The sequence below is a fragment of the Streptomyces sp. CB02056 genome (assembly GCF_001905545.1).
Taxonomy (GTDB): domain Bacteria; phylum Actinomycetota; class Actinomycetes; order Streptomycetales; family Streptomycetaceae; genus Kitasatospora.
Genome location: NZ_LIPD01000003.1, coordinates 495,468 through 518,031, shown reverse-complemented (window position 1 = coordinate 518,031; position 22,564 = coordinate 495,468). Strand labels below are relative to the sequence as shown.

Genomic DNA, 22,564 nt, shown 5'->3' with positions numbered 1-22,564 from the left:
TCCTAGCGTCACCCGGCATGACCACTGCCGCTGCCACCGCCGCCGTCGGTTCGCGGGCCGCGCTGCCCCGGACGTACCTGCTCTGGCTGGCCGGGGTCCAGGCCGGACTGCTGGGCGACGCCGCGCTGTACTTCGCCCTCGGCTGGGCCGCCTCCGCGCACGGCGGCGGCGCGGCCGGGCTGGTCCTGACGGCGGTCACGGTGCCGCGCACCGCGCTGGTCCTGCTGGGCGGCGCGGTCGCGGACCGGTTCGGCGCCCGTCGGGTGATGCTCGTCGGGGACACGGTGATGCTGGTCGCGACCGCCGCGCTGGCGCTGGTCGCGGCCGACCGGGGCACACCGCTCTGGCTCCTGGTCGCGGCGGCGGCCGTGATCGGGACGGTCGACGCCTTCCACCTCCCGGCGAGCGGTTCGATGCCGCGCCGGCTGGTGCCCGCCGACCGGCTGCCCCGGGCGCTCGCCCTGCGGCAGGCCGGCGGGCAGGGCGCCGTCCTGCTCGGGGCGCCGCTCGGCGGCCTGCTGGTCGCGGCCGGCGGGCTGCCCGGCGCGGCACTCGTGGACGCGGTGAGCTTCGGGGTCGTGCTGCTGGTCCTGCTGCGGCTCCGCCCCGGGGCGGACGGGCCGTCCGGTCCGCGGGCCGGCCTGCTGAGCGAGGCCGCGTCCGGCGTCCGGCTCGCCCTGGCCGACCCGCTGCTGCGGGCCGCGCTGCTGCTCACCGGTGCGGCGGCCGGGGCGCTGCTGCCGGTGGTGTCGCTGCTCGGCCCGCTGCTCGCCCGGGCGCACGGCTGGTCAGCCGGGACGGCGGGACTGGTGAGCGGCGGGCAGGCGGCCGGGGTACTGGCGGTGGCCGTCCTGGTCGCCCGGCGGGGCGCGCTGCCCCGGGCCGGCGTGGGGGCGGCCGCCGGGCTCTGTACGGCGTCGGCGGGGATCGCGCTGCTGGCCCTGGCCGCGGGGCCGGTGGCGGCGGTGGCCGGCAGTACGGTGGCGGGCCTCGGCTCGGGGCTCTTCGCCTGCCACCTCGGCCCGCTGGTGCTGACCGGCGCGCCGCCGACCCATCTCTCGCGGGTCCAGGCCCTGCTGACGCTCGTGCAGAGCCTGGCCCTGGTGCTCTCGAACGCCCTGCTGGGCCTGCTCGCGGACGCGGCGGGCGCCGCCCCGCCCACCCTCCTCTGCGCCCTCGCCACCGCCGCGGCCGGCCTCATCGCCCTGGCCACCCCGACCCTCCGCCGGGCCTGAGCCGACCGGTCGCCCGCGCCGGCCCCGGGATCCGGCCGGCACCTCCCCGTACGGCGGCCCTTGCCGCCAACCCCGGTGCCCGCCCGCCCCCTGCCGTCCGGGCGGTGCCTCGTCCTCCTGCCCGTTCACCTGCCCCTGCCCGTCCCGGCGCCCGCCCCTCCCCGTGGCCCACTTGCCCGCCCCCTGCCGTCCGGGCAGAGTGCGGAGGTGGAGGCGGTCGGGCGGCGAGTGGAGGCGGCGATGAGTGATCTGACGGACCGACTGGCGCAGGGCCTCCCGGACGGGGCCGTCGTGGTGGACCCGGACGTGACCGCCGCGTACCGCCACGACATGGCGGGCTTCTGCGCGGCCGGGCAGCCCGCGGTGGTGGTGTTCCCGGAGACGGTCGAGCAGGTGCGGCACGTGCTGCGCACCGCGACCGAGCTGCGTGTCCCGGTGGTGCCGCAGGGTGCCCGGACCGGGCTGTCGGGTGCGGCGAACGCGGTGGACGGCTGCGTCGTGCTGTCGCTGGTGAAGCTGAACCGGATCCTGGAGATCGACCCGGTGAACCGGATCGCGGTGGTCGAGCCCGGTGTGGTGAACGCCGAACTGTCCAGGGCCGTCGAGGAGTTGGGCCTCTCGTATCCGCCGGATCCGTCCAGCTGGGAGTCCTGCACGATCGGCGGCAACATCGGCACCGGGGCCGGTGGGCTCTGCTGCGTGAAGTACGGCGTCACCAGCGAGTACGTGCTCGGGCTGGACGTGGTGCTGGCGGACGGGCGGCTGCTGTCCACCGGCCGCCGGACGGCGAAGGGTGTGGCCGGGTACGACCTGACCAGGCTGTTCGTCGGCTCGGAGGGGACGCTCGGGGTGGTGGTCCGGGCGGTTCTGTCGCTGCGGCCGGCGCCCGCCCCGCAGCTGGCGCTGGCGGCGGAGTTCCCGAGCGCGGACACGGCCGGGGCGGCGGTCTGCGAGGTGATGGCGCGCGGTCTGACCCCGTCGCTGATGGAGCTGATGGACGCGGTCTCGGTGCGGGCCGTCAACGAGTTGGGGCGGATGGGGCTGCCGGAGTCCACCCAGGCGCTGCTGCTGGTGGCCTTCGACGGGCCGGACCGGGTGGCCGAGCTGGCCCGGGTCGCGCGGCTGTGCCGGGAGGCCGGGGCGACGGAGGTGGTGCCGGCCGAGGACGAGGCGGAGTCCGATCTGCTGCTGGCCGCCCGGCGGATGGCGCTGCCCGCGCTGGACCGGCTGGGCACCACGATGATCGACGACGTGGCGGTGCCGCGCTCCCGGCTGGCGGAGATGCTGAACGGCGTCGCGGTGATCGCCGAGCGGCACGGGCTGACCATCGGGGTGGTCAGTCACGCGGGGGACGGCAACACCCACCCGATCGTCATCTTCGACGCCTCGGACGAGGAGGAGACGGCCCGGGCCCAGCGCTCCTTCGACGAGATCATGGCGCTCGGGCTGGAGCTGGGCGGCACGATCACCGGGGAGCACGGTGTGGGGCTGCTGAAGCGGGACTGGCTGGCCCGTGAGTTGGGCCCGGTGGCGTTGGACCTGCAACGGCAGCTGAAGGCGGTCTTCGATCCGCTGGGAATTCTGAATCCAGGCAAGATGATCTGATTTTCACTGAAGTATTTCGGCGGGGACCGCACGTCCGAACCCCTGCCGTCGTGGTGTGACATCCGACGGCCTTTTCATGACCGGGAAAGTCGACATGGGAGGGTGACCGAACTTTTCCGGGGGCGCGCGTGCGGTTCGCACGCGCCAGGGTGGTGCGCCCAGCGGATCGTGTGACGGTGCCGCGCCGTCCCCCGGACCGACCATCGAGCAGCGGCCGTACGGGTGAAGTCCCAGCTCGGACGGGGTATCTCGCCGCGTTTTCCGTTTTCCCGGCCGTCATGCGCGGCCCGGGTGGATATCACGCAAACGGGCGAAATTCGCCGTGTGAGCTAGCGCTTTGTCGATTTGTTGCGGAAGTCTGTCTTCCGGCGTCGCAGCCCGCAGGTGTTCGTCCGGTCGACGAACCTTGCGCACCTTGATCGACCATTGCGCGACAAGCAGCTTCCCGGAGGCATTCATGGCTCGCACCCACCCCCGTCGAACAGCCGGGCTCCTACTCGCCGGCCCGCTCGCGGCCGGCCTGCTGCTGGCCGGTGCCGGGGCTGCCGCCGCCGACAACGGCGCGGGCGCCGAGGGCGCCTCCAACGCCGGGGCGGTCTCCGACACCGGCACCGGCAACGTGTTCGGCGGGGTCGACGGAAACTACGTCTCCACCCAGCAGACCGCCGCCGGCTCCGGCGCCACGAACCAGGACAACACCATCGCGGTGAAGGACAACACCGGCACCGTCCAGGGAGGCCAGGGCAACAAGGACGTCAACGTCGTCGTCGCCCCGACCTTCAACTGACCGGCCGCACGGCCGAGTGACGGCACCGGGCACCACGGAAGGCGGGGGCGCCGGACGTGGGTGGACGCGGGTGAGCTGAGCAGCCGCCGACAGGCCCGGACCGGAACGGAACGGCCGGAACGGACACCGAACCACCGACGCATCACGACCAGAGGGAACAGCGCAACGACCGGCCTGCGGAAAGGGTCACCGCGAAACCGGTCTCGTGGGCGGTGCCGCCATCGGCACCGCCCACGAGTGTGTCCGGCGCCGGTCCCGGGTTCCCCGGCCGTCGGCCTGGGCGTCCCCGCAGGACGTCCCCGCCGGGCCTCCCCGCCGGATCTCCCCGCCGCGCATCGCCGTCGGAGCACCCCGCCGGGCATCCCCGGAATCCCCCGCCGACCGGCCCGGATCCGTCCACCGAGGGCCCGCGCCCGGAGCCGTCGGCCCACGGCGGTACGGTTGCGCTCCGACAGCGCACCCACGTGCCCGGGCCCGGATGGACCGGCCCGGCCGGGGCGGCGACCGCGGCAATCGGAAGGAAGGGCGCGCGATGGCGGCGGAGGAGGAGGGCCTGACCGGCCCGGACGAGGCCAGGCCCGCACCGGAGGCCGGGGCGGAGCCGGCGGCGGACGCGCGTCCGGAGCCGTCGGCCGAGCCGCTCCACGAGCACCGCTCCGGGCCCAGGTCCGTCCCCGAACTACTGCTCGGCCGCCCGCCGATGGCCCGCCCGCTGCCGTCCTTCGACCACCAGGCCGCCCCGGCCGAGCCCGGCCCGCTGTTCGTGGACTGGCTCGCCACCGCGCTGCACGCCGGGGTGCTGGACCCGCAGGCCTTCACCCTCTCGACCGTCGACGCGGACGGCATGCCGGACGCCCGGGTGCTGGTGCTGCGCGACGTCGACGCGGCCGGCACCGGCTGGAACTTCTCGGCGGCCGCCGACAGCCCCAAGGGCCGCCAGCTGGCCGAGCACCCGGCCGCCGCGCTGACCGTCTACTGGCCGCAGCTGGGCCGCCAGGTCCGGGTGCGCGGCACCGTCGAGCGGGCCGCCGACCTGGTCGCGGCCGCCGAGTTCGCCACCCGCTCGCCCGCCGCCCGGGTCGGCGCGCTGGTCGGGCGGCAGAGCGAGCCGCTGGGCTCGGTCGCCGAGTACGACGAGGCGGAGGCGGTCGCCCGTCGCCGGCTGGAGGCGCATCCGGACGCGGTCGCGCCCGGGCACGCGGTCTACACCCTGTGGGCGCACGAGGTGGAGTTCTGGCAGGGCGACGCCCAGCGCCGGCACACCCGGCTGCGCTACACCCGCACCGGCCCGGTCAGCTCCCCGGAGTGGTCGCGCACCCTGCTCTGGCCGTAGCGCTGTAAGGCCGCCGGGTCCCCAGGGCGTCCTGGGGACCGAAGCGAGGGCTACCGTCGCCCGGTCAGCGTGGCCCCCACGCTGGCCGCGACCACGCACCCGATCCCGGCCAGCTGCGGCGCGCCCAGCAGCTGGCCCAGCACCACCAGCCCGACCAGCGCGCTGACCGCCGGCTCCAGGCTGACCAGCACGCTGAACACCCGCTGCGGCATCCGTCGCAGCGCGGTCATCTCCAGCGCGTACGGGATCACCGGCAGCAGCAGCGACACCCCGGCCACCGCGGCGAGCAGCGCCATCGGCGAGGCCTCGGGCGCCGTCAGCCCGTGCCAGGCCTGGCCGAGCCCGAACGGCGCGAGCGTCAGCGCGCCGACCGTCATCGACACCGCCAGGCCCTGGAAGCCCTGGAAGGCCGCGCCGACCTTGTCGGTGAACAGGATGTACAGGGCGTAGCAGGCGGCCGCCCCGAAGGCGTACAGCAGGCCGACCGGGTCGAGCGATCCGCCGCCGTCGCCCTCGCCGAGCAGGGTCAGCAGCGCCACGCCCGCGGCCGCGAGCAGCGCCCAGAGCAGGTGGCTGGCGCGCCGGGCGAAGACCAGGGCGACGGCGAGCGGGCCGAGGAACTCGATGGTCGCGGCGGTGCCCATCGGCAGCCGGTCGATCGCCCCGGCGAACAGGAAGGTCATCCCGGCCGAGGCCATGCCGAGCAGCGCGGCCGCGGCGAGGTCGCGGGGGCGCTTGCCGCGCAGCTTCGGCCGGGTGACGGCGAGCAGGATGACGGCGGCGAAGCCGAGCCGGAGGAAGGTCGTGCCGCTGACGCCGAGCGGGCCGAACAGCGGCTTGGACAGGGCGATGCCGGTCTGCACCAGGAACATCGCGGTCAGACAGAGAAGCGGCGCCGGGATCCGCTCCGGGCGCCGCAGGACCTTGCCGAACCGGCCGGTGGACCGGCCGGGGTGGACTTCGGGTGGCGCCGAGGGGCCGGACGCCCCACCTCGTCGCCAGCTGCCCCGCTCGCCGGCGGGCTCGCCCTTGGGGGAGGGCGGCATGGCCAGGGCCTCGGCGACGGCGGCGGCCGACGACGAGGCGGCAGGGGTTTCGCTGGTATGGGAGGTGGGCATATTTGTGAGTTTGCCGTAAGGAGTGATGAACCAGCAAGCTCGTTACAAAAATCGGGACGGATACGGACGGGTGCGTCCGAAAGGGTGGACTCGCGCGGGTGTCGCGGCGTGGCTGCCGCGGTCGTCCGACGGACCGTCAGTATCAAGGCGGGGTGCGCCATCTCCGCTCCGCCGCCCTCCTCGCCGCCGCCCTCGTGCTCCTGCTGGCCACCGACGGGACGGTCGTGAACGCCGAAGCCGTCACCCCGGCCGCCGGCGCCGCCCCCCGCATCCGGGCCGTCAGGCTGCCCGACCGGTCCGGCCCGCCCCGGGCCCGCGACACCTGGAGCGGCCCCGCCTTCGACGCCTGCACCGCACCGCCGCTCGACACCCTGAAGGCCTGGCGCGACGCCTCCCCGTACGGGGCGCTCGGCGTCTACACCAGCGGCTCCCAGCGCGGCTGCGGCCAGCCGCGGCTCACCGCCGAGTGGGTGCGCCAGGTGCGGGCGCTGGGCTGGCGGTTCCTGCCGGTGCACGTCGGACTGCAGGCGCCGTGCGCCGACCCGGGCCACAAGCCCAAGCGGATCGACCCGGGGAAGGCCGTCGATCAGGGCCGGGAGGAGGCGGACGAGGCCGCCCGGTCCCTGCGCGCGCTCGGCTTCGCCAAGGGCAGCCCGGTCTACCTGGACATCGAGGCCTATCCCTTGCGCGACCCGGCCTGCGGCCAGGCCGTGGTCGACTTCACCCTCGGCTGGACGGCGGGCCTGCACGCCGCCGGCTACCGCTCCGGCTTCTACTCCAGCCTCGACTCCGGCATCGCGGACCTCGCCGCCGCCGCCCGGGCCGGCGGTTCCCCGATGCCCGACGCGCTCTGGTACGCCCGCTGGGACGGCCAGGCCGACACCGACGGCTCCGGCGCCCTGGCCCCCGACCTCTGGACCTTCCACCAGCGCGTCCACCAGTACCACGGCAACGTCGAGGAGACGTTCGGCGGCGCCACCCTCACCGTGGACCGCAACCACGTGGACGGCCCGACCGCCCGCTGAGACCCGCCCGCTGAGATCCGCCGCCGCCGACCCGTCGCCCTCACCGGGCGGGGAGCGGGCCGGGGGCGGAACCGGGACGAATCCGTGATCCGCGCAACGGGGCCGGGATACTGACAGCAGGGGGTGGGAGCGGCACAATCGGGCACGTCCGCGCGCATTACCGCCCGGTAGGTGCCGCGAGCGCAGCCCCCAGTGCCGCCAGGTCAAGGAGGACCCGTGTTCAGCACGATGCAGGACGTTCCGCTCACCGTCGCCCGAATCCTGGAGCACGGGTCCACGGTCCACGGCCGTTCGACCGTGACCACCTGGGACGGCACCGGCCCGGTCGTCCGGACCTACGCCGAGGTCGGCGCCCGCGCCGCCCAGCTCGCCTGGGCGCTGCGCGACGAGCTCGGGTGCACCGAGGAGAGCGTCATAGCGACGCTGATGTGGAACAACGCCGAGCACCTGGAGGCGTACCTCGCCGTCCCCTCGGCGGGCTCCGTGCTGCACACGCTGAACCTGCGGCTGCCGTCCCAGCAGCTGTCGTTCATCGTCAACCACGCCGCCGACCGCGTGATCATCGTCAACGGCAGCGTCCTGCCGCTGCTCGCCGCCGTCCTGCCGGACCTCGCGCCGACCCTCAGGCACATCGTGGTCAGCGGCCCCGGCGACCGCTCGGTGCTGGCCGGCTTCGCGGGCGGCGTGCACGACTACGAGGAGCTGATCGCCGGCCGGCCCACCGAGTACCCGTGGCAGCGTGACATCGACGAGCGGCAGGCCGCCGTCCTCTGCTACACCTCCGGCACCACCGGGGACCCGAAGGGCGTGCTCTACAGCCACCGCTCGGTCTACCTGCACTGCCTCCAGGTCAACACCGGCGACAACTTCGCCTTCACCCCGAGCGACACCGCGCTGCCGGTGGTCCCGATGTTCCACGTCCAGGCCTGGGGCATCCCGCACGCGGCCTTCATGTCCGGCGCCAACCTGCTCATGCCGGATCGTTTCCTCCAGCCCAAGCCGATGGCCGAGATGATCGCGGCCGTCCGCCCGACCGTCAGCGCCGCCGTCCCCACCATCTGGGCCGGCCTGCTGGGCGAGCTCGACGCCGGCGACTACGACACCTCCAGCCTGCGCATGGTGGTCATCGGCGGCAGCGCCTGTCCGCCCTCCCTAATGAAGGCCTACGAGGAGCGCCACGGCATCCGGGTGCTGCACGCCTGGGGCATGACCGAGACCTCCCCGCTCGGCTCCTTCGCCCAGCCGCCGGGCGGCCTCACCCCCGAGCAGGAGTGGCCGTACCGCATCACCCAGGGCATCTTCCCGGCCTCCGTCGAGGCCCGGCTGATCGGCCCGGGCGGCGAGCGGATGCCGCACGACGGCGTCTCGGCGGGCGAGCTGGAGGTGCGCGGCCCGTGGATCGCCGGGGCGTACTACGGCGGCGCCGGCCAGGACCCGGTCCGCCCGGACGACAAGTTCTCCGAGGACGGCTGGCTGCGCACCGGCGATGTCGGCACCATCACCGCCGACGGCTACCTGACCCTCACCGACCGGGCCAAGGACGTCATCAAGTCCGGCGGCGAGTGGATCTCCTCGGTCGAGCTGGAGAACGCCCTGATGGCCCACCCCGACGTGGCCGAGGCCGCCGTGGTCGCCGTCCCGGACGAGAAGTGGGGCGAGCGCCCGCTGGCCACCGTGGTGCTGCGCCCGGGCGCGACCGCGGGGCTGAAGGAGCTGCGGGCCTTCCTGGGCGAGCGGATCGCCTCCTGGCAGCTGCCGGAGCGCTGGTCGATCGTGGAGTCGGTGCCGAAGACCTCGGTCGGCAAGTTCGACAAGAAGGTGATCCGGGCCAGCTACGCGGCCGAGGAGCTGGACGTCACGGTGCTCGGCAAGGAGTGACCGCGCGAAGGGCCGGCCGCCCCCGTACGAACGGGGGCGGCCGGCCCTTCCACGTGTGCGGCGCGCCTCAGCCGGCGGCGGCGACGCCCGCCTCGCCCATCGCGCCGATCCGCCCGAGCAGGTCGACGATCCGGGACTGGACGTCCTCGCTGGTCGAGCGCTCGGCGAGGAACAGCACCGTCTCGCCGGTGCGCAGCCGGGGCAGTTCGCGCGGGTCGAGGTCCACCGAGGTGTAGACCACCAGCGGGGTGCGGTGCAGCCGGTCGTTGGCGCGCAGCCAGTCCAGCAGGCCGACCCGGCGGCGGCGGATCTGCAGCAGGTCCATCACCACCAGGTTGGGCTGCACGCTGCTGGCCCGGGCCACCGCGTCGTTCTCGTCCACCGCGTGCTCGACGTGCATGCCGCGCCGCTCCAGGCTGCTGATCATGGCGGCGGCGATGTCCGGGTCGCCCTCGACCAGCAGCACCCGCGGGGCGTGCTGCTCGCCGTCGCGCGGTGCGAGGGCGCGCAGCAGGACGGCCGGGTCGGCCCCGTACGCGGCGTCCCGGGTGGCCTGGCCGAGGCCGGCGGTGACCAGCACCGGGACCCGGCGGTTGAGCGCCGCGGTGCGCAGTGACTGGAGCGCGGTGCGGGTGATCGGGCCGGTCAGCGGGTCGACGAAGAGGGCGGCGGGGAAGCCGGGGACCTGGGCGTCCACCTCCTCGCGGGAGCGGACGATCACCGGCAGGTAGCCGCGCGCCTGGAGGGCCTGCTTGGTGGCCGGGTCGGGCTCGGGCCAGACCAGCAGCCGACGGGTGTTGGCCAGCTCGCCGGTCGGGGCCGACGGCTGCTCGGGTGCGGGCCGCTCCTCGGCGGGCGGGAGCTCGGCCATCGGGCGCGGCGCGGTCCGGGCGGCGTCGGCCGGGACGGGCGGCTGCGGCGCGGCGGCGGGCACCGGGCCGAGCTGGCGCGGCGGGGCGAGCTCGCCCAGTCCGGTGCCGACCGGGCGCGGTCCGGACGGCTCCTCGGCGGCGGGCAGCGCGGCCCGGGCGGGCGCCAGCGCGGTGCCGGGGGAGGGCTGCGCCTGGCCGGCCTGGCCTCCTTGGCCTCCCTGTCCGGACGGACCGGAGGCGTTCACCAGGGCGTCCGGGCCGGGCCCCGGCGGGACGGCCAGCCGGCGGCGGCGCCCGGTCGGGGCGGCGGCCGGTTCGGGCGGCGCGGGCGCGGGGCCGGCCGGCAGGGCGTGCTCCAGACCGGGGTAGACCGGGGTGTCGGCCGCCCCGGGCAGGGCGAAGCCGCCGGAGGACTCCTCGGCCGAGGGCAGCGCGCGGCGGCGGCGGTGCCTGGTCTCGCCGGAGGCCTGCTCCTGGGCCGCCTCGGCGGTCGGGGTGCCGCCGGGCGGGGTGCCGTCCGGGGCGGCGGGCGCGGGCGCGGGCGCCGGACCGAGGGCGAGCGGCTCGCGCCCGCCGGGGCGGTTCGGCTGCGCCCGGTGGCCCTCGACGGGCACGGCGTAGGCGGGGCCGGAGCGGCCGTCGTCCTTGCCCCACGGGTCGCTCTGGGCGCCGTTCGGCCCGGCCAGGCCCTGGCGGCCGTACGCGGGGTCGTTGCCGGTGCCGTTCCACTGCTCGGGGACGGCCCGCTCGACCCGGGCGGGGGCGTTCGGCCACTGGTCGGCCGGGATGTCGGGGTTGCCGGGGGCACCGGGGACGCCGGGGACGTCGGGGGTGTCGGGGGTGTCGGACGCCGGGGTCTCGGCGGCCGGGCGGCCGCGGCGGCCGCGCCGCTCGGCGGGCGGCTCCTCGGCGGGCGCCCGTTCCGCGGCGGGGGCCGCGGCGGCCTCGGGGGTCTCGGAAGCGGGCTGCTCGTCGGCCGCCGCGGGCTCGGCGCCCTCGCCGCTGCTGGGCAGCTGCGGGATGCCCGGGAGCTCCGGCAGGACGGCGCTGTCGCTCTCCTTGGGCCGGTCGGAGCGGCCTTCGGCGGCGGCGCGCTCGGCGGCGGCCTTCGCGGCGACCGGGTCCAGCGGCAGCTCGACGACGTACGTGGTGCCGGCCTTGCCGGGCAGCTCGTGCGGCTGGAGCACACCGCCGTGGCGCTCGACCACCGCGCGGGCTATCGGCAGGTGGACGGGGCTGCCGCCGACGCCGGGGCCGCGGATCTCGACCCGGGCGACCTCGCCGCGCTGGGCGGCGGCCAGCACGACGGTCGGCGGCTCGGGGGCGGGCGGCAGCGCGGGCGCGGCGGCGCCGTTCAGCCCGGGCACGGTCAGACCGGGGGACGGGGCGACGGGGGCGTCCAGGGAGAGTCCGACGCCGCTGACGTCGGCGACCAGGTGGGCCAGCGCCTGGGCCAGCCGCCGCTCGTCGGCGATCACCTCGACCGCGGCGGCGTGCACCGAGAACCGGACCCGGCCGGGGCCGACCAGCTCGCCGGCCTCCTCGACGGCCCGGCGGACCACCTTGTCCAGGCCGACCGGGACCCGGGACGCGGCCTTCGGCCCGTCCTTGCCGTCCTTGGCGCCGGCCTTGGGCTCCTTGCCGTCCTTGCCGTCCTTGGCCTCGGCGGCGCCGCTCTCGCCGGCTTCGCAGCGCTGGTGGTCGAGCACCCCGTCGATCAGCTTCCCGTACCGGCGGCACTCGGCGGCCAGCCGGCGCAGCGTCCAGTTGGCCTCCGGCCAGAGCTGGCCGGCCGGGTCGGCGGCGAGCGCGTCCAGCCGCTCGTTCAGCGCGTTCAGGGCACTGCCCAGCTCGCTCTCCAGGACGGCGGTGAGGTGCTCGTTGCGGGCGACCAGGGCGAGTTCGCGGCTGCGGTCGGTGAAGGTCATCACCGCGCCGACCAGCTGGTCGCCGTCCCGGACCGGGGCGGTGGTGAGGTCGACGGTGACCGGCCGGCCGTCCTTGCGCCACAGCACGGTGCCGCGCACCCGGTGCTTGCGCCCGGAGGTGAGGGTGTCCAGCAGCGCCGACTCCTCCAGCGCCAGCGGGGTGCCGTCGGCCCGGGAGTGCTGGATCAGCGGGTGCAGCTCGCGCCCGCCCAGCTCGCTCGCCCGGTACTCCAGGATGTGCGCGGCGGCCGGGTTGACCAGCACGCAGCGGCCTTCGAGGTCGACGCCGAGCACGCCCTCGGCGGCGGCCCGCAGGATCATCTCGGTCTGCTTGTGCTGGCGGCGCAGCTCGGCCTCGACGCCCAGCCGGCCGGAGAGGTCGCGGACCAGCAGCAGGAGCAGGTCGGAGGAGGAGGGCGAGTTCTCGCGGTACGAGTCGTACGGGGAGCGCGCGTAGCCGCGGCCGTCGCCGTCGTCGGCGAAGTCGTTGCCGGACACCTCGACCGGGAAGGTGGTGCCGTCGGTGCGGTGGGCGGTCATCCGGACCGGGCGGTCGAGGGCGTCGCCGTCGCGGGTGGCCGGTCGCATCGAGCCGGGGATGCGGCTGGGGTCGAACTCGGGCAGCAGACCCAGCACGCCCATGCCGACCAGTGAGGTGCCCGGCGCCTGCAACGCCTGGACCGCCGCGCTGTTGGCGTCCACGACGGTGCCGTTGCTGTTCACCAGCAGCAACGCGTCGGGCAGGGCGTCGAGTATGGCGGCGAGGCGAGCAGCGCCTCGGATCGGCCTGCTGCTCACGTCGACAGGTCTCCTCGGCTCGGGGCAGCTCCTCCGGAGACGGCAGTATCTCATTCTTCTTTGCGGCGGAGTCGACCCGCCTAGTAACGTTGGCGGCGGTTGGTGCCGAGCCCCACGGTTGTGGCATCATCACTGACACACGGAACGGCTCCGCTCGCGCGGGTACGATCCCTGTGGGGAGGCTTCGCCTAGTCCGGTCTATGGCGCCGCACTGCTAATGCGGTTTCGGGGTTATTCCTGATCGAGGGTTCAAATCCCTCAGCCTCCGCCAGTCGGGAGCCCCCGTCGACGATCTCGTCGACGGGGGCTCTTCGCGTTCCCGGACACGTTCCCGGCTGCGGTCCGGCTGCGGTCCGGCTGCGGTCCGGCTGCGGTCCGGCTGCGGTCCGGGACGGCCCGGAGCGCGGCCCCGGCGGCGCGCGGGAGGAGGTCGGGAGGGGTCGGGTGAGGCCCGGAACAACCGATTTCGTCCTACGCCGCAGGTCATGTAATGTTGTCCCCGCAACGCCCCGGCGGCAACGTTCACCAGGGCGAGCGCTCATAGCTCAACGGATAGAGCACTTGACTACGGATCAAGAGGTTGCAGGTTCGAATCCTGCTGAGCGCACTCAACTCCGCAAGATCGGGTTCGCCCGTTCCTTGCGCTCATAGCTCAACGGATAGAGCACTTGACTACGGATCAAGAGGTTGCAGGTTCGAATCCTGCTGAGCGCACCATCGAGAAGCCCTCGGCCACCGGCCGGGGGCTTCTCCGTTTCCCCGGCGTACCCGGCGAGTGATTCGAACACAGGCCACGGGTGGGTGGCCGCGTCCCGGAGGCCGGTGTCCGCCGAATGGGCCTGGAGGTGCCATTCCCGCGTCCGTTCGGGTGGCGCCGATTGCCGCCTAATGGATGAAATGCAGCCGTTTCGGGTACATCCCGTCCTGCCGCCCGGATGACCGCCGAACGGGTGGGACACGGCCAAAAGCACCGGTGTCGCAGTATGACCGGCCCAGGATCGTGATTCCTTTTTGTCGGATCTTGTGCAGACTGCCCACCCCCCGGCAGCCGACCGCGAAGGAGAGCCGGATGAGCCGACAGTTTCCCCGTACGGCTGTCGCCCTGGCCGTCCTCGCGAGCGGGCTGCTGACCGCGTGGAACGTCCCGCTCGCGGCGGCCCGGCAGTTCCCCGACACCCGGTCCGCCGAACACCGGGCGGTGCCGCCCTCCGGGCTCCCGGCCCGGGTCGACCTCGACGCCGCCCCGCAGGAGTACGGCACCGCCACGCACGTGGCCTCCGACCTCCTCCTGGGCGCCGGCGCGACCGCCCCGGTGCGCACCGGCCGCAGCGGCGCCGACGTGTCGATCGCCCTCCCCTTCCCCACCGAGGCGGCGATCGGCCGCTACTACCGGCTCACCGTTCCGGTCGCGGTCGGCGACCGGCCCGCCACCCTGGCCGGCTGGATCGACTTCGGCCGCACCGGCCGGTTCGACCCCGCCCAGCGGGTGCAGACCGAGATCCCGGCCGGCGCCGCCACCGCGACCCTGGAGTGGACCGTCCCGCCCGGCGCGGCCTCGGGCGAGACCTGGGCCCGGCTGCGGATCGGCCGCGACGCCGGACAGCTCGTCTCCTCCGGCGGCTTCGCCGACTCCGGACAGGCCGCCGACCAGCGGATCGAGCTGACCGTCGGCGCCGCCCGGCCGGAGATCGCCGAGCCGGTCGCCGGTGCCGTCCTCGCCGACGCCCGCCCGCAGGTCAGCGGCCACGGCGCGGTCGCCGGCGCCACGGTGGAGGTCCGGGAGGGCGACACCGTCCTCTGCCGGACCGAGGTCGGGAGCGGCGGTGACTGGTCCTGCCGCCCCGGCACGGAGCTGGCCGTCGGTCCGCACGCCCTCACCGCGGTGGAGACCACCGGCGGCGGCGTGGTGCTGCGCGGCGATCCGGTCACGGTCGACGTGAAGACCGTGCCGCCGGGCGCTCCCACGCTCACCGTCCCCGCGTACACCGACGACCCGGGGCTCCGGCTCACCGGCACCGGCGAGGCGGGCAGCACCGTCTCGGTCCTCGACGAGGGCTCCAGCGACGAACTGTGCATCACCGGGGTGCCGGCGGGCGGCGCGTGGTCCTGCCTGCCGGTCGAGGACCTGACGGACGGGAAGCACCTGCTCACCCCGGTCGCGGTCGACCGGGCGGGCAACCGGACGGCCGGGCTGCCGGTCCCGCTGGTCGTCTCCACCGCCCTGCCGGGCCGGCCGGTGCTCACCTCGCCGGCCCCGGGGGAGACCGTGCGGGTCAGCCGGCCGAAGCTGGCCGGCCGGGCGGATCCGGGCACGGACGTGCTGGTCACGACGGGGGCCGGCGCGGGCGCGGAGCCGGAACGGCGGACGGTGCTCTGCGGGGCGACGACGGCGTTCGACGGGAGCTGGAGCTGCACGGCCAACCGGGACCTGGCGGCCGGGGAGCAGTGGCTGACCGTCACGGCGACCGACCGGGCGGGGAACGCGGCCTCGGCGGAGCCGGTGCCGGTACGGGTCGCCACGACGGAGGCGGCGCCCGCTCCGGGGGCGTCGAGCCCGGCGGTGCCGAGTGCGGCGGCGCAGAGTTCGGTACTGCCGAGCCTGGTGCTGCCGAGCGCGGCGGCTCCGAGTGCGACGGCAACGGCGACGGCTTCGGCTCCGGGGGCGTCGAGCCCGACGGCGGCGGTGTCGGCGTCGAGTTCGGCAGCGAGCCCGGTGGCGTCCGGTGCGGCGGCGGTGCCCTCGGGCCCCGCTAAGCCGAGCCCGAGCGCCCAGGGTGCGGCGGTGGCCTCGCCGACTCCGTCCGTCGTGGCGGCGCCAGCGGGGGTGCCGGTCGCCGTTCCGCCGGTGGGCGCACGGCCGGTGACGGCGAGTCCGGTGGGCTCCGGTCCGTCGGCGGGCCCGTCGGCGGGGCCGTCGAGGGCGACTCCCGGGCCCGCGAAGACCGTGGCGGACGCGTCCGCCACGCCCGTCGCTTCCACCAGGCCCGTCGTCCCGACCCTTTCGACCGCCGAGGCCTTCTCCCCGAGCCTGACGCCGGCCCCCGCTACCGGCCACGGCGCCCCGGCCGCGGCCGTCGTCGCGGTGCGGCCCGGGCCCTCACCGGCCGGAGCCGCCGACCCGGTCGACTCCGCCGGGCCCGCCGGGGACGCGGTTCCGCCGTTGGCGGCGCCGCCGGTGGAGACCGCGCAGGGCGCGTCCGGGCGGTCCGGGGTGACCGGCTGGCGCGGTGGAATCGCCGGATTCCTGCTGGTGCTCACCGGCCTCGGGCTGATCACCCGTCGGGTGTTCGCTCGCAGGCCAGGTGCTCCTCGGCGCTGAACTGCGCCGAACTGTCCCGACCATCAGTTCATGTGCCTGCGCGTCAGGTCGGCTTTGGATGATTCGTCAGTAAATGTCGACACACCTCGGCTCAAATGTCGCATTTGATGACGTATGAACTTAGCCTGACCCTGGCACTGCCCGTCAGATCCGGGCCGCCCGTTGCGCGACACACCGACCCAGAGGATCCGTGCATGGACGTCACCCGCGATTCTTCGCAGCGACCCGACAACTTGCCCAAGGCGCTCCCGCCGGCCCTGCCGGAACGTTCCGCCGTCGGTTCCGGCCCGCTGGCCGGGACCACCGCCGTCAAGACCCTCAAGCCGGGCGGCCCGGCCGACAGCGGTCCGGCGACCACCCCGCTGGCCGTCGTCCCGAGCCCCTCCCACGGCGGCTCGGCGGACCTGCGGGACCCGCTGGAGTCGGCCGCCCCGGAGACCATCGAACTCCCGGACCCCACGGTGGCCGGGGCCCTGACCGCCATCACCTCCCGGCGCCCGCCGCGCGCCGACCAGGCGCTGCGCGAGCAGCGCGCCACCGCGCTGCCCGGCTGGCTGGCCCTGCTGGCGGTGCTGATCGGCGTGGGCGGCGTGCTGCTCGTGCTGCTGCGCACCGGCGTCATCCCGTACTGGGACGCGCTGCCTGACCTGCGCGGCAGCGCCGCGCGGGAGAGCGGCCGGGTGGAGGTGGACGCGCCGTGGATCGCCGCGGTGGCCGCCGCCGGCCTGCTGGTGGTGTTCACGCTCGCCGGGCTGCTGGCCAACGCGGGCGGCGAGACCCGGGTGCTGACCCGCTGGGGCCGCTACCGGGGCACCGTCCGCCGGACCGGCCTGGTCTGGGTCAACCCGCTGCTGCGCCGCCGCCGGGTGGACGTGCGGCTGCGGCACTGGCGCAGCGAGCCGGTCAAGGTGGTGGACCGCACCGGCACGCCGATCGTGGTCCGGCTGCTGATCGTCTGGCGGGTCAAGGACACCGCGCGGGCGCTGCTCGCGATCGAGGACCACGAGAGCTACCTGCGCGAGCAGGTCCAGGCCGTGCTCACCCGCACCGCGTCCACCCTGCCCTGCGACAGCAACGCCGCGCCCGGCCCCGCGCTGCGCGACGGGCAGTGGTTCGCCGACGAGATGACCAGGGCGCTGGCCGCCGAGGTCGCCCCGGCCGGCCTGGAGGTCTACTCGGTGCAGCCGCTGGCCCTGGACTACGCGCCCGAGGTGGCCGAGTCGATGCGCCGGCGCAGACTGGCCGACCTGGACGCGGGCCTGCGCACGGTGCTGGTGGACGACGCGGTCGAGGCCGCGGCGCTCGCCGTCCGCCGACTGGAGCGGGCCACCGCGCACGAACTGGACGAGGCCGCCCGCAGCGCGCTGATGGAGCAGCTGCTGGTCGCCTTCGTCGCCCCGGCCGGAGTGGCCGCCTCGGTACCGTCCCCGGCCGCCCGTGCCGGGCGGAAGGAAGGACGACCCGCATGAGGATAGCCACCGGCGCGTACGCCGAGTCCGGTATCGGCCCCGACGGCGATCCCGGACTGATCGGCTTCGAGGAGCGCCTCGGCAGCATCCCCGCGCTCGCGGGCTGCGGCTGCCCGAACTGCGTCGTCCGGCCGCGCACCGCCCGCTCCGCGGCGGCGGCCGGCGGCAGCCGAATACACCGGGCCGTGCGGGGCACCTGCCTGGCCACCACCGTGCTGGCGGGCGCCGGCGTCGTCGGCCTGACGGCCGGCGCCGGATCCGCGCACGCCGCGGCCGGGAAGCAGGGCTGGGACGGCTCGAAGTACTGGTTCAAGAACGGCTCCGGCGAGTGGCGTTGGACCAGCCACTACGACGTCTACGCGAGCCGCACCGGGCAGTCCGGCGGCTCCGCCGGCTCCTCCGGTTCCGCCGCCCAGGCCGTCTCCAACGGCTCGGCCTCCTCCGCCGGGATGCGCCAGGGCTGGGACGGCTCGAAGTACTGGTTCAAGAACGGCAGCGGCGAGTGGCGTTGGACCAGCCACTACGACGTCTACGCGAGCCGCACCGGGCAGTCCGGCGGCTCCGCCCGGACCCCCGCGCAGCCCGCGCCCCCCGCGAGCCGTCCGTCGGCGAACCCCGCACCGGCCTCCGGGAACATGGAGTCGGCCATCGACTACGCGCTCGCCCAGCTGGGCAAGCCGTACGTCTGGGGCGGCAACGGCCCGTCCGGCTACGACTGCTCGGGGCTGGTCCAGCAGGCCTACCGGCGCGCGGGGATCAGCCTGCCGCGGGTGGCCGACGACCAGTACGCGGCGACCACGCCGATCAGCGCCGGGCAGCTGCGCCGCGGCGACCTGGTGTTCTGGTCCGACAGCGGCCGGGCCTCGGGGATCCACCACGTGGGGATCTACCTCGGTGGCAACAAGTTCGTAGAGGCTCCCCGGCCGGGCACGACCGTCCGGATCTCGACCCTCAGCCAGGGCTACTACCCCACCCACTTCGGGCGGCCGTGACCGCGCGGCCGTAACGGCGAAGGCCGTACCGGGCCCCGACAGCGCGCCGCTGTCGGGGCCCGGACCGCGTTCGGAGCGGCCGCGGTGCCGGATCCGGCTCAGGCGGAGGCGGCGTCCAGCAGGGCGGTCTGCTCCGGGGTGAGCTGCAGGGTGGCGCCGACCAGCAGCGGCGGGAGCTGCTCGACGGTGCGGGCGCTGGCGATCGGGGCGGCGACCGTCGGACGGGCGGCGAGCCAGGCCAGGGCGACGGAGGCGGGCTCCACCCCCTGCTCGGCGGCGACGGTGTCCAGCGCCTCCAGCACCTTGGGGCCGCGCGGCTCGGCCAGGTAGCGGGCGGCGCCCTCTGCGCGGGCGCTGGCCACGCCGTCGGCGCCCGGACGGTACTTGCCGGTCAGGAAGCCGGAGGCCAGCGCGTAGTACGGGACGGTGGCCAGGCCGTGCTCGGCGACCACGTCGGCCAGCGGGCCTTCGAAGGTGCCGCGCGAGACCAGGTTGTAGTGCGGCTGGACGGCGACGTACTTCGCCAGGCCCTCGCGCTCGGCGAAGGCCAGCGCCTCGGTGAGCCGCTCGGCGGAGATGTTGGAGGCGGCGACCGCCCGGACCTTGCCCTCGCGGACCAGCTCGTCCAGCGCGGTGACGAACTCCTCGACCGGGGTGTCGTCGTCCCGGTGGGTGTAGTAGAGGTCGATCCGCTCGACGCCCAGGCGGCGCAGCGAGTCCTCGGCCGCGGCCTTGATGTTGGCGGCGCCCAGGCCACCGCGCTCGGCGAGCATGCCGACCTTGGTGGCGATCACGACGTCCTCGCGGTTGCCGCGGCTGCGCAGCCAGTTGCCGAGGACGGTCTCGGACTCGCCGCCGGTGTTGCCCGGGGCCCAGGAGGAGTAGACGTCGGCGGTGTCGACGAAGTTTCCGCCGGCCGCCGCGTAGGCGTCCAGGACGGCGAAGGACTGCTGTTCGTCGGCCGTCCAGCCGAAGACGTTGCCGCCGAGGGAGAGCGGGAAGACGGACAGGTCGGAGGTGCCGAGGCTCACCCGGCTGTGGTTTCCGGTCATGAAGGCAGTCAACCCCATGGCCCGGCCCGGCATTCCGGGAACCCCGCGGTCTTCACGAGGCTGTTGCACGGAAGGGTGGTGTGGTCCGCGCGACGGGGGTCCGGGGTGTGCCCGAGGTGGGCCGATTCGTTAGAGTCCGTGCCATGGCTGACAACGACTACGACCCCGCCGGCAGCACCCAGATGTTCCGGGCGTTCGTCGACGAGAGCCCGGCGCCCCAGGCCCCGGGCAACGTTTCCACCTACGGCAGCAGCAAGAGCAGCGGCCGCACCGGCGTGATCGCGCTGGTCGCCGTCGTCGTGCTGGTCGTCCTGGGCGCCGTCGTCTGGCTGGCGGTCAAGTGACCTTCGCGCGGGTGACCCTCGTCCGGGTCACCCGCGCGACGGAAGACGAACACCTCAGCAGGGCTTGCGCCAGGCGTTCAGTTCGAGCTTCTTCCGCATCGAACTGAAGCCCAGCGACTTGGCCTTGCCGCAGAACTGGTCCGTGTCGAGCTTGTACTCGACGTGGAAGACCGCCTTGCCCGCCTTGACGAAGGGCGCGACCCGGTCGCACTCGTCGAACTGCGCGCACTCCTCGTTGACCGCGAAGTCGAAGTCCGGGAGCAGGGCCGGGATCTGGTCCAGGTCGTTCTTCAGGCCGATGGCCAGGCCGCGTTCGTGGGCGAGCTGGGCCAGCATCCGGTTGTACTTGAGCTGGTCGTCCGGGGTCAGCGGGAAGCCGCTGTTCTGGTTGTACGCCTCGATGGTGTCCGGCTCGACGGCGTCGAAGCCCTTGCTCCGGCACATGTCGAAGCGGGCGGCCATCAGCGGCTTCAGCTGGTCGAGCTTGCGGATGTCGAACCACTTCTCGCCCTTCCAGCCGGTGTCCGAGCCCTGGAGGGACTTGGCGAAGGCGGCGGAGTCGGGGCGGAAGTCCTCCCAGGAGCCGGCGTTGATGTAGCAGATCACCTTGCGGCCCTTGGCGTGCAGCGCGGCCACCACCGAGGCGTCGTTCTCGAAGCCGTCGATGTCGTAGACCGGGACGTCCACCGACTGGTCGACGCCGCCGCCGAGTTGCCACTGCCAGGCCAGGCCCGGGGCGGGCTGCCAGCGGGCGCCGGCCGGTGGTGCCGGGTTGCCCGGCGGGGTGCCGGTGCCCTGCGGGGTGCCGGGAGGCGTGCTGCTGCCGGGCGTGCCCGGGGCGGGCGCGGTGGTGCCGGGAGCGGTGGGCACGGGGGTCGGCGTGCCCGGCTCGGTGGTGCTCGGGTCGGGGGTGCCGGGGGTGCTCGGCGCGGTGGCCGCGGGGGAGTTGCTCGGGGTGCCGTCGGCCGAGTCCTGGTCGTCCTCCGATCCCGAGCTGCTGCACGAGCTGACCAGCAGGGCGGTGGCGGTGGCGAGGGCCAGGGCGGCCGGGAGGTGCCGGTGGTTGCGGCGGTTCACGGTAGTCGGACTCCGGATCGGGTCAGGTCAGTTCGGCGGCGTTCAGGCCGTACGGCAGGGTGCGCCAGGGGTTCTCCCCGGCCCCCGGTACGGCGCAGCCGACGCCGGCTCGCCGGGCGGCGATCAGGGCGGCGGCGTCCTGGGCGTGCTCGGAAGGGACGTCGTAGACCAGGTGGCAGAAGCGGGAGGCCGCGTGCCGGCCGGTCCACAGCGGCAGCGTCATGGCGCGGTAGGCGTCCCAGTCGCCCTCGAAGGTCACCAGCAGGTCGGCCAGGCCGACTTCGGCGTAGCCCGGGTCCGGGTGCTCGCCGTGGCCGAACACCACGGTGCCGCAGCCGGCCGCGCGGGCGGCCGTGGCCAGCCGCCGGTAGTGCGCGAGCGCACCCGGGTGGGTGGAGACCTGGTCGAGGTAGACGCCGGTGATGCCGTGGCGCTGACGGTACGTCAGGATGTCGGCCACCACGGCCGCGTGCGGCCGGCGGCCGTAGTCGGTGTCGGTGTAGCCGACCAACGGCAGTCCGGCGGCGCGGAGTTCGTCGGCGGCCTCGGCGAAGACGTGGTCCGGGAACTCGCCCGGACCGTCGGCGAGGTTGAGCACGACGGCGGCGATCCGGGCGGGGTCGGCGGCGGCGACCGCCTGCCAGGCCGCCGGGTCCACCGCGGGGTGGACGTACAGCGGCACCAGCAGGCGGCCGTCGGGGGTGTGCCCGGCGGTCATGCGACCACCGGGTCGGGCGTGGGCCCGGCGGTGCCGAGCCACAGGTCGCGCAGGGTGTCGGCGAGGTCCGTCTCCGGCCGCCAGCCGAGCTCCCGGTCGGCGGCCGACACGTCGGCCTGCTGCCAGGAGACCGCAGCCGAGCGCTCGGAGCCCGCCCCGCTCTCGTCGATCCGGCCGGTGAAGCCGGCCGCGGTGACCAGCCCGTCCGCGATCGCCCGGACCTGCCGGGCGTGCCCGGAGGCCAGGTTGAGCACCCGGGGGAGCGGACGGTCGGCGGTGACGGCCAGGCCGACCGCCTTCGCCACGTCCCGGGCGTCGACGAAGTCTCGGTAGGCGGAGAGGTCGCCGACCGTGATCACGCCGTCGGCGCCCTCGGGCGCCACCCGGCGCAGCTCGGCGGCCAGCCGCCCGGGCAGCGAGCCCGCCGGGGCGCCGGGGCCGACCGGGTTGAACACCCGCAGCACCACGGCGTCCAGCGGCGAGCCGGCCACCGCGAGGGAACCGGCCAGCTTGGTCGCGCCGTACACGCCGACCGGGCGGGCGTCGGCGTCCTCGGCGAGGGACTCGCCCCGCGCGCAGACGCCGTACTCGCCGGCCGAACCGATGTGCACCAGGCGGGCCTTCGGGGCGCCGAGGGAGAGCGCCTCGCAGAGCACCGCCGGGCCGCGGGCGTTCACCTCGGCGAGCTTGACCGCGCTGCCGGCCACCGCGCCGGCGAAGTTGACCACCGCGTCGGGGGCCAGCGCGGACAGTTCCTCGCCGAGCGGGCCGGCCTGGGCGGTGGCCAGGTCCAGCCGGAGGTCGTGGGCGGGCCGCCGGCCCGCGGTCAGCACGGTGGCACCGGGCACTGACCGCAGGACGGCGGTGGCGTGACGGCCGAGGAAGCCGTCGCCGCCGAGGAGCAGAATTCTCACGCGGCCCGTCCGTCGCTCTCGGCGCCCGCGGTGGCGGGCTCGGTGGTCGCGTCGTCCGGGGCGGTGCGGGCGGCCGGGATCGGCAGCTCCGCGACACCCG

17 protein-coding genes and 3 tRNA genes are annotated in these 22,564 nt (G+C 75.4%); 13 read left to right on the top strand and 7 right to left on the bottom strand.

From position 1 onward, the window contains the following. The first annotated feature begins 17 nt into the window (after positions 1-17). A complete protein-coding gene (locus tag AMK13_RS09680; protein ID WP_074001835.1) occupies positions 18-1,235 on the top strand; it encodes an MFS transporter in 1,218 nt (405 codons plus the stop codon). A gap of 240 nt (positions 1,236-1,475) precedes the next feature. Further along, positions 1,476-2,840 carry an FAD-binding oxidoreductase gene (locus tag AMK13_RS09675; RefSeq protein WP_074001834.1) on the top strand — a complete coding sequence of 455 codons (1,365 nt, stop codon included), beginning with the start codon at positions 1,476-1,478 and terminating at the stop codon, positions 2,838-2,840. Between the two features lie 276 nt (positions 2,841-3,116). On the opposite strand, the gene AMK13_RS42820 is transcribed toward AMK13_RS09675, so the two are convergent. After that, the gene (locus AMK13_RS42820) at positions 3,117-3,299 is read right to left on the bottom strand and encodes a hypothetical protein (RefSeq protein WP_143204509.1); all 183 of its coding nucleotides are present in this window, start codon (positions 3,297-3,299) and stop codon (positions 3,117-3,119) included. Here AMK13_RS42820 and AMK13_RS09670 point away from each other — a divergent pair. Together AMK13_RS09670 and AMK13_RS09665 are read left to right on the top strand one after the other, a co-directional pair. Continuing rightward, complete coding sequence (locus AMK13_RS09670) at positions 3,298-3,627, top strand: hypothetical protein (protein ID WP_049656286.1); 330 nt, start codon at positions 3,298-3,300, stop codon at positions 3,625-3,627. The genes AMK13_RS42820 and AMK13_RS09670 overlap by 2 nt on opposite strands. A 532-nt stretch (positions 3,628-4,159) precedes the next feature. Next, positions 4,160-4,960, top strand: coding sequence for a pyridoxine/pyridoxamine 5'-phosphate oxidase (locus AMK13_RS09665; RefSeq protein WP_234348562.1), 801 nt, complete (start codon positions 4,160-4,162; stop codon positions 4,958-4,960). Between the two features lie 50 nt (positions 4,961-5,010). On the opposite strand, the gene AMK13_RS09660 is transcribed toward AMK13_RS09665, so the two are convergent. Then, positions 5,011-6,078 (bottom strand): EamA family transporter, encoded by a 1,068-nt coding sequence (locus AMK13_RS09660; RefSeq protein ID WP_198959328.1) that lies wholly within the window; start codon positions 6,076-6,078, stop codon positions 5,011-5,013. A 152-nt stretch (positions 6,079-6,230) separates the two neighbouring features. Between AMK13_RS09660 and AMK13_RS09655 the strand changes: the two genes are divergently transcribed. Continuing rightward, positions 6,231-7,103: a DUF1906 domain-containing protein gene (locus AMK13_RS09655; RefSeq protein ID WP_107418704.1), complete on the top strand. Its 873-nt coding sequence runs from the start codon at positions 6,231-6,233 to the stop codon at positions 7,101-7,103. 216 nt (positions 7,104-7,319) lie between these two features. Further along, a complete protein-coding gene (locus AMK13_RS09650; RefSeq protein WP_074001832.1) occupies positions 7,320-8,981 on the top strand; it encodes a long-chain fatty acid--CoA ligase in 1,662 nt (553 codons plus the stop codon). Positions 8,982-9,048: 67 nt separating this feature from the next. Here the strand turns inward: AMK13_RS09650 and AMK13_RS09645 are convergent, their stop codons facing one another. Next, positions 9,049-12,579 carry a PAS domain-containing protein gene (locus AMK13_RS09645; RefSeq protein ID WP_107418703.1) on the bottom strand — a complete coding sequence of 1,177 codons (3,531 nt, stop codon included), beginning with the start codon at positions 12,577-12,579 and terminating at the stop codon, positions 9,049-9,051. Positions 12,580-12,756: 177 nt separating this feature from the next. Here AMK13_RS09645 and AMK13_RS09640 point away from each other — a divergent pair. The 6 genes from AMK13_RS09640 (at position 12,757) to AMK13_RS45820 (ending at position 18,359) form a co-directional block, all read left to right on the top strand. Next, a tRNA-Ser gene (locus AMK13_RS09640) sits at positions 12,757-12,850 on the top strand. Positions 12,851-13,113: 263 nt separating this feature from the next. Further along, positions 13,114-13,186: transfer RNA gene (locus AMK13_RS09635), tRNA-Arg, on the top strand. 34 nt (positions 13,187-13,220) lie between these two features. After that, positions 13,221-13,296 (top strand) — tRNA-Arg (locus AMK13_RS09630). A gap of 352 nt (positions 13,297-13,648) precedes the next feature. Beyond that, positions 13,649-15,898 carry an Ig-like domain-containing protein gene (locus tag AMK13_RS09625; protein WP_074001831.1) on the top strand — a complete coding sequence of 750 codons (2,250 nt, stop codon included), beginning with the start codon at positions 13,649-13,651 and terminating at the stop codon, positions 15,896-15,898. 194 nt (positions 15,899-16,092) lie between these two features. Continuing rightward, a complete protein-coding gene (locus tag AMK13_RS09620; RefSeq protein WP_074001830.1) occupies positions 16,093-17,367 on the top strand; it encodes an SPFH domain-containing protein in 1,275 nt (424 codons plus the stop codon). Further along, positions 17,364-18,359: a C40 family peptidase gene (locus tag AMK13_RS45820; protein WP_074001829.1), complete on the top strand. Its 996-nt coding sequence runs from the start codon at positions 17,364-17,366 to the stop codon at positions 18,357-18,359. Before AMK13_RS09620 ends, AMK13_RS45820 begins: the two co-directional genes overlap by 4 nt. A 98-nt stretch (positions 18,360-18,457) precedes the next feature. Here the strand turns inward: AMK13_RS45820 and AMK13_RS09610 are convergent, their stop codons facing one another. Then, entirely contained in the window at positions 18,458-19,411 is a 954-nt protein-coding gene (locus tag AMK13_RS09610) for an aldo/keto reductase (RefSeq protein WP_049650145.1), read from the bottom strand. A 143-nt stretch (positions 19,412-19,554) separates the two neighbouring features. On the opposite strand from AMK13_RS09610, the gene AMK13_RS09605 reads away from it, so the two are divergent. Further along, positions 19,555-19,755: a hypothetical protein gene (locus tag AMK13_RS09605; RefSeq protein WP_049650146.1), complete on the top strand. Its 201-nt coding sequence runs from the start codon at positions 19,555-19,557 to the stop codon at positions 19,753-19,755. 54 nt (positions 19,756-19,809) lie between these two features. On the opposite strand, the gene AMK13_RS09600 is transcribed toward AMK13_RS09605, so the two are convergent. Genes AMK13_RS09600 through AMK13_RS09590 form a run of 3 tightly spaced genes read right to left on the bottom strand, consistent with a single transcriptional unit; the run spans position 19,810 to position 22,464 of the window. Further along, the gene (locus tag AMK13_RS09600; protein WP_074001828.1) at positions 19,810-20,832 is read right to left on the bottom strand and encodes an endo alpha-1,4 polygalactosaminidase; all 1,023 of its coding nucleotides are present in this window, start codon (positions 20,830-20,832) and stop codon (positions 19,810-19,812) included. A 22-nt stretch (positions 20,833-20,854) separates the two neighbouring features. Continuing rightward, complete coding sequence (locus tag AMK13_RS09595) at positions 20,855-21,550, bottom strand: spherulation-specific family 4 protein (RefSeq protein ID WP_074001827.1); 696 nt, start codon at positions 21,548-21,550, stop codon at positions 20,855-20,857. Then, complete coding sequence (locus AMK13_RS09590) at positions 21,547-22,464, bottom strand: NAD-dependent epimerase/dehydratase family protein (protein ID WP_074001826.1); 918 nt, start codon at positions 22,462-22,464, stop codon at positions 21,547-21,549. The genes AMK13_RS09595 and AMK13_RS09590 overlap by 4 nt, the downstream gene beginning before the upstream one ends. Between the last annotated feature and the right edge of the window lie 100 nt (positions 22,465-22,564).

Bases quoted from the DNA above. Each gene is read 5' to 3' on its own strand.
- AMK13_RS09680 (WP_074001835.1), top strand. From the start codon at position 18: ATGACCACTGCCGCTGCCACCGCCGCCGTCGGTTCGCGGGCCGCGCTG.
- AMK13_RS09675 (WP_074001834.1), top strand. From the start codon at position 1,476: ATGAGTGATCTGACGGACCGACTGGCGCAGGGCCTCCCGGACGGGGCC.
- AMK13_RS09670 (WP_049656286.1), top strand. From the start codon at position 3,298: ATGGCTCGCACCCACCCCCGTCGAACAGCCGGGCTCCTACTCGCCGGC.
- AMK13_RS42820 (WP_143204509.1), bottom strand. From the start codon at position 3,299: ATGAATGCCTCCGGGAAGCTGCTTGTCGCGCAATGGTCGATCAAGGTG.
- AMK13_RS09665 (WP_234348562.1), top strand. From the start codon at position 4,160: ATGGCGGCGGAGGAGGAGGGCCTGACCGGCCCGGACGAGGCCAGGCCC.
- AMK13_RS09660 (WP_198959328.1), bottom strand. From the start codon at position 6,078: ATGCCCACCTCCCATACCAGCGAAACCCCTGCCGCCTCGTCGTCGGCC.
- AMK13_RS09625 (WP_074001831.1), top strand. From the start codon at position 13,649: ATGAGCCGACAGTTTCCCCGTACGGCTGTCGCCCTGGCCGTCCTCGCG.
- AMK13_RS09620 (WP_074001830.1), top strand. From the start codon at position 16,093: ATGGACGTCACCCGCGATTCTTCGCAGCGACCCGACAACTTGCCCAAG.
- AMK13_RS45820 (WP_074001829.1), top strand. From the start codon at position 17,364: ATGAGGATAGCCACCGGCGCGTACGCCGAGTCCGGTATCGGCCCCGAC.
- AMK13_RS09610 (WP_049650145.1), bottom strand. From the start codon at position 19,411: ATGACCGGAAACCACAGCCGGGTGAGCCTCGGCACCTCCGACCTGTCC.
- AMK13_RS09605 (WP_049650146.1), top strand. From the start codon at position 19,555: ATGGCTGACAACGACTACGACCCCGCCGGCAGCACCCAGATGTTCCGG.
- AMK13_RS09595 (WP_074001827.1), bottom strand. From the start codon at position 21,550: ATGACCGCCGGGCACACCCCCGACGGCCGCCTGCTGGTGCCGCTGTAC.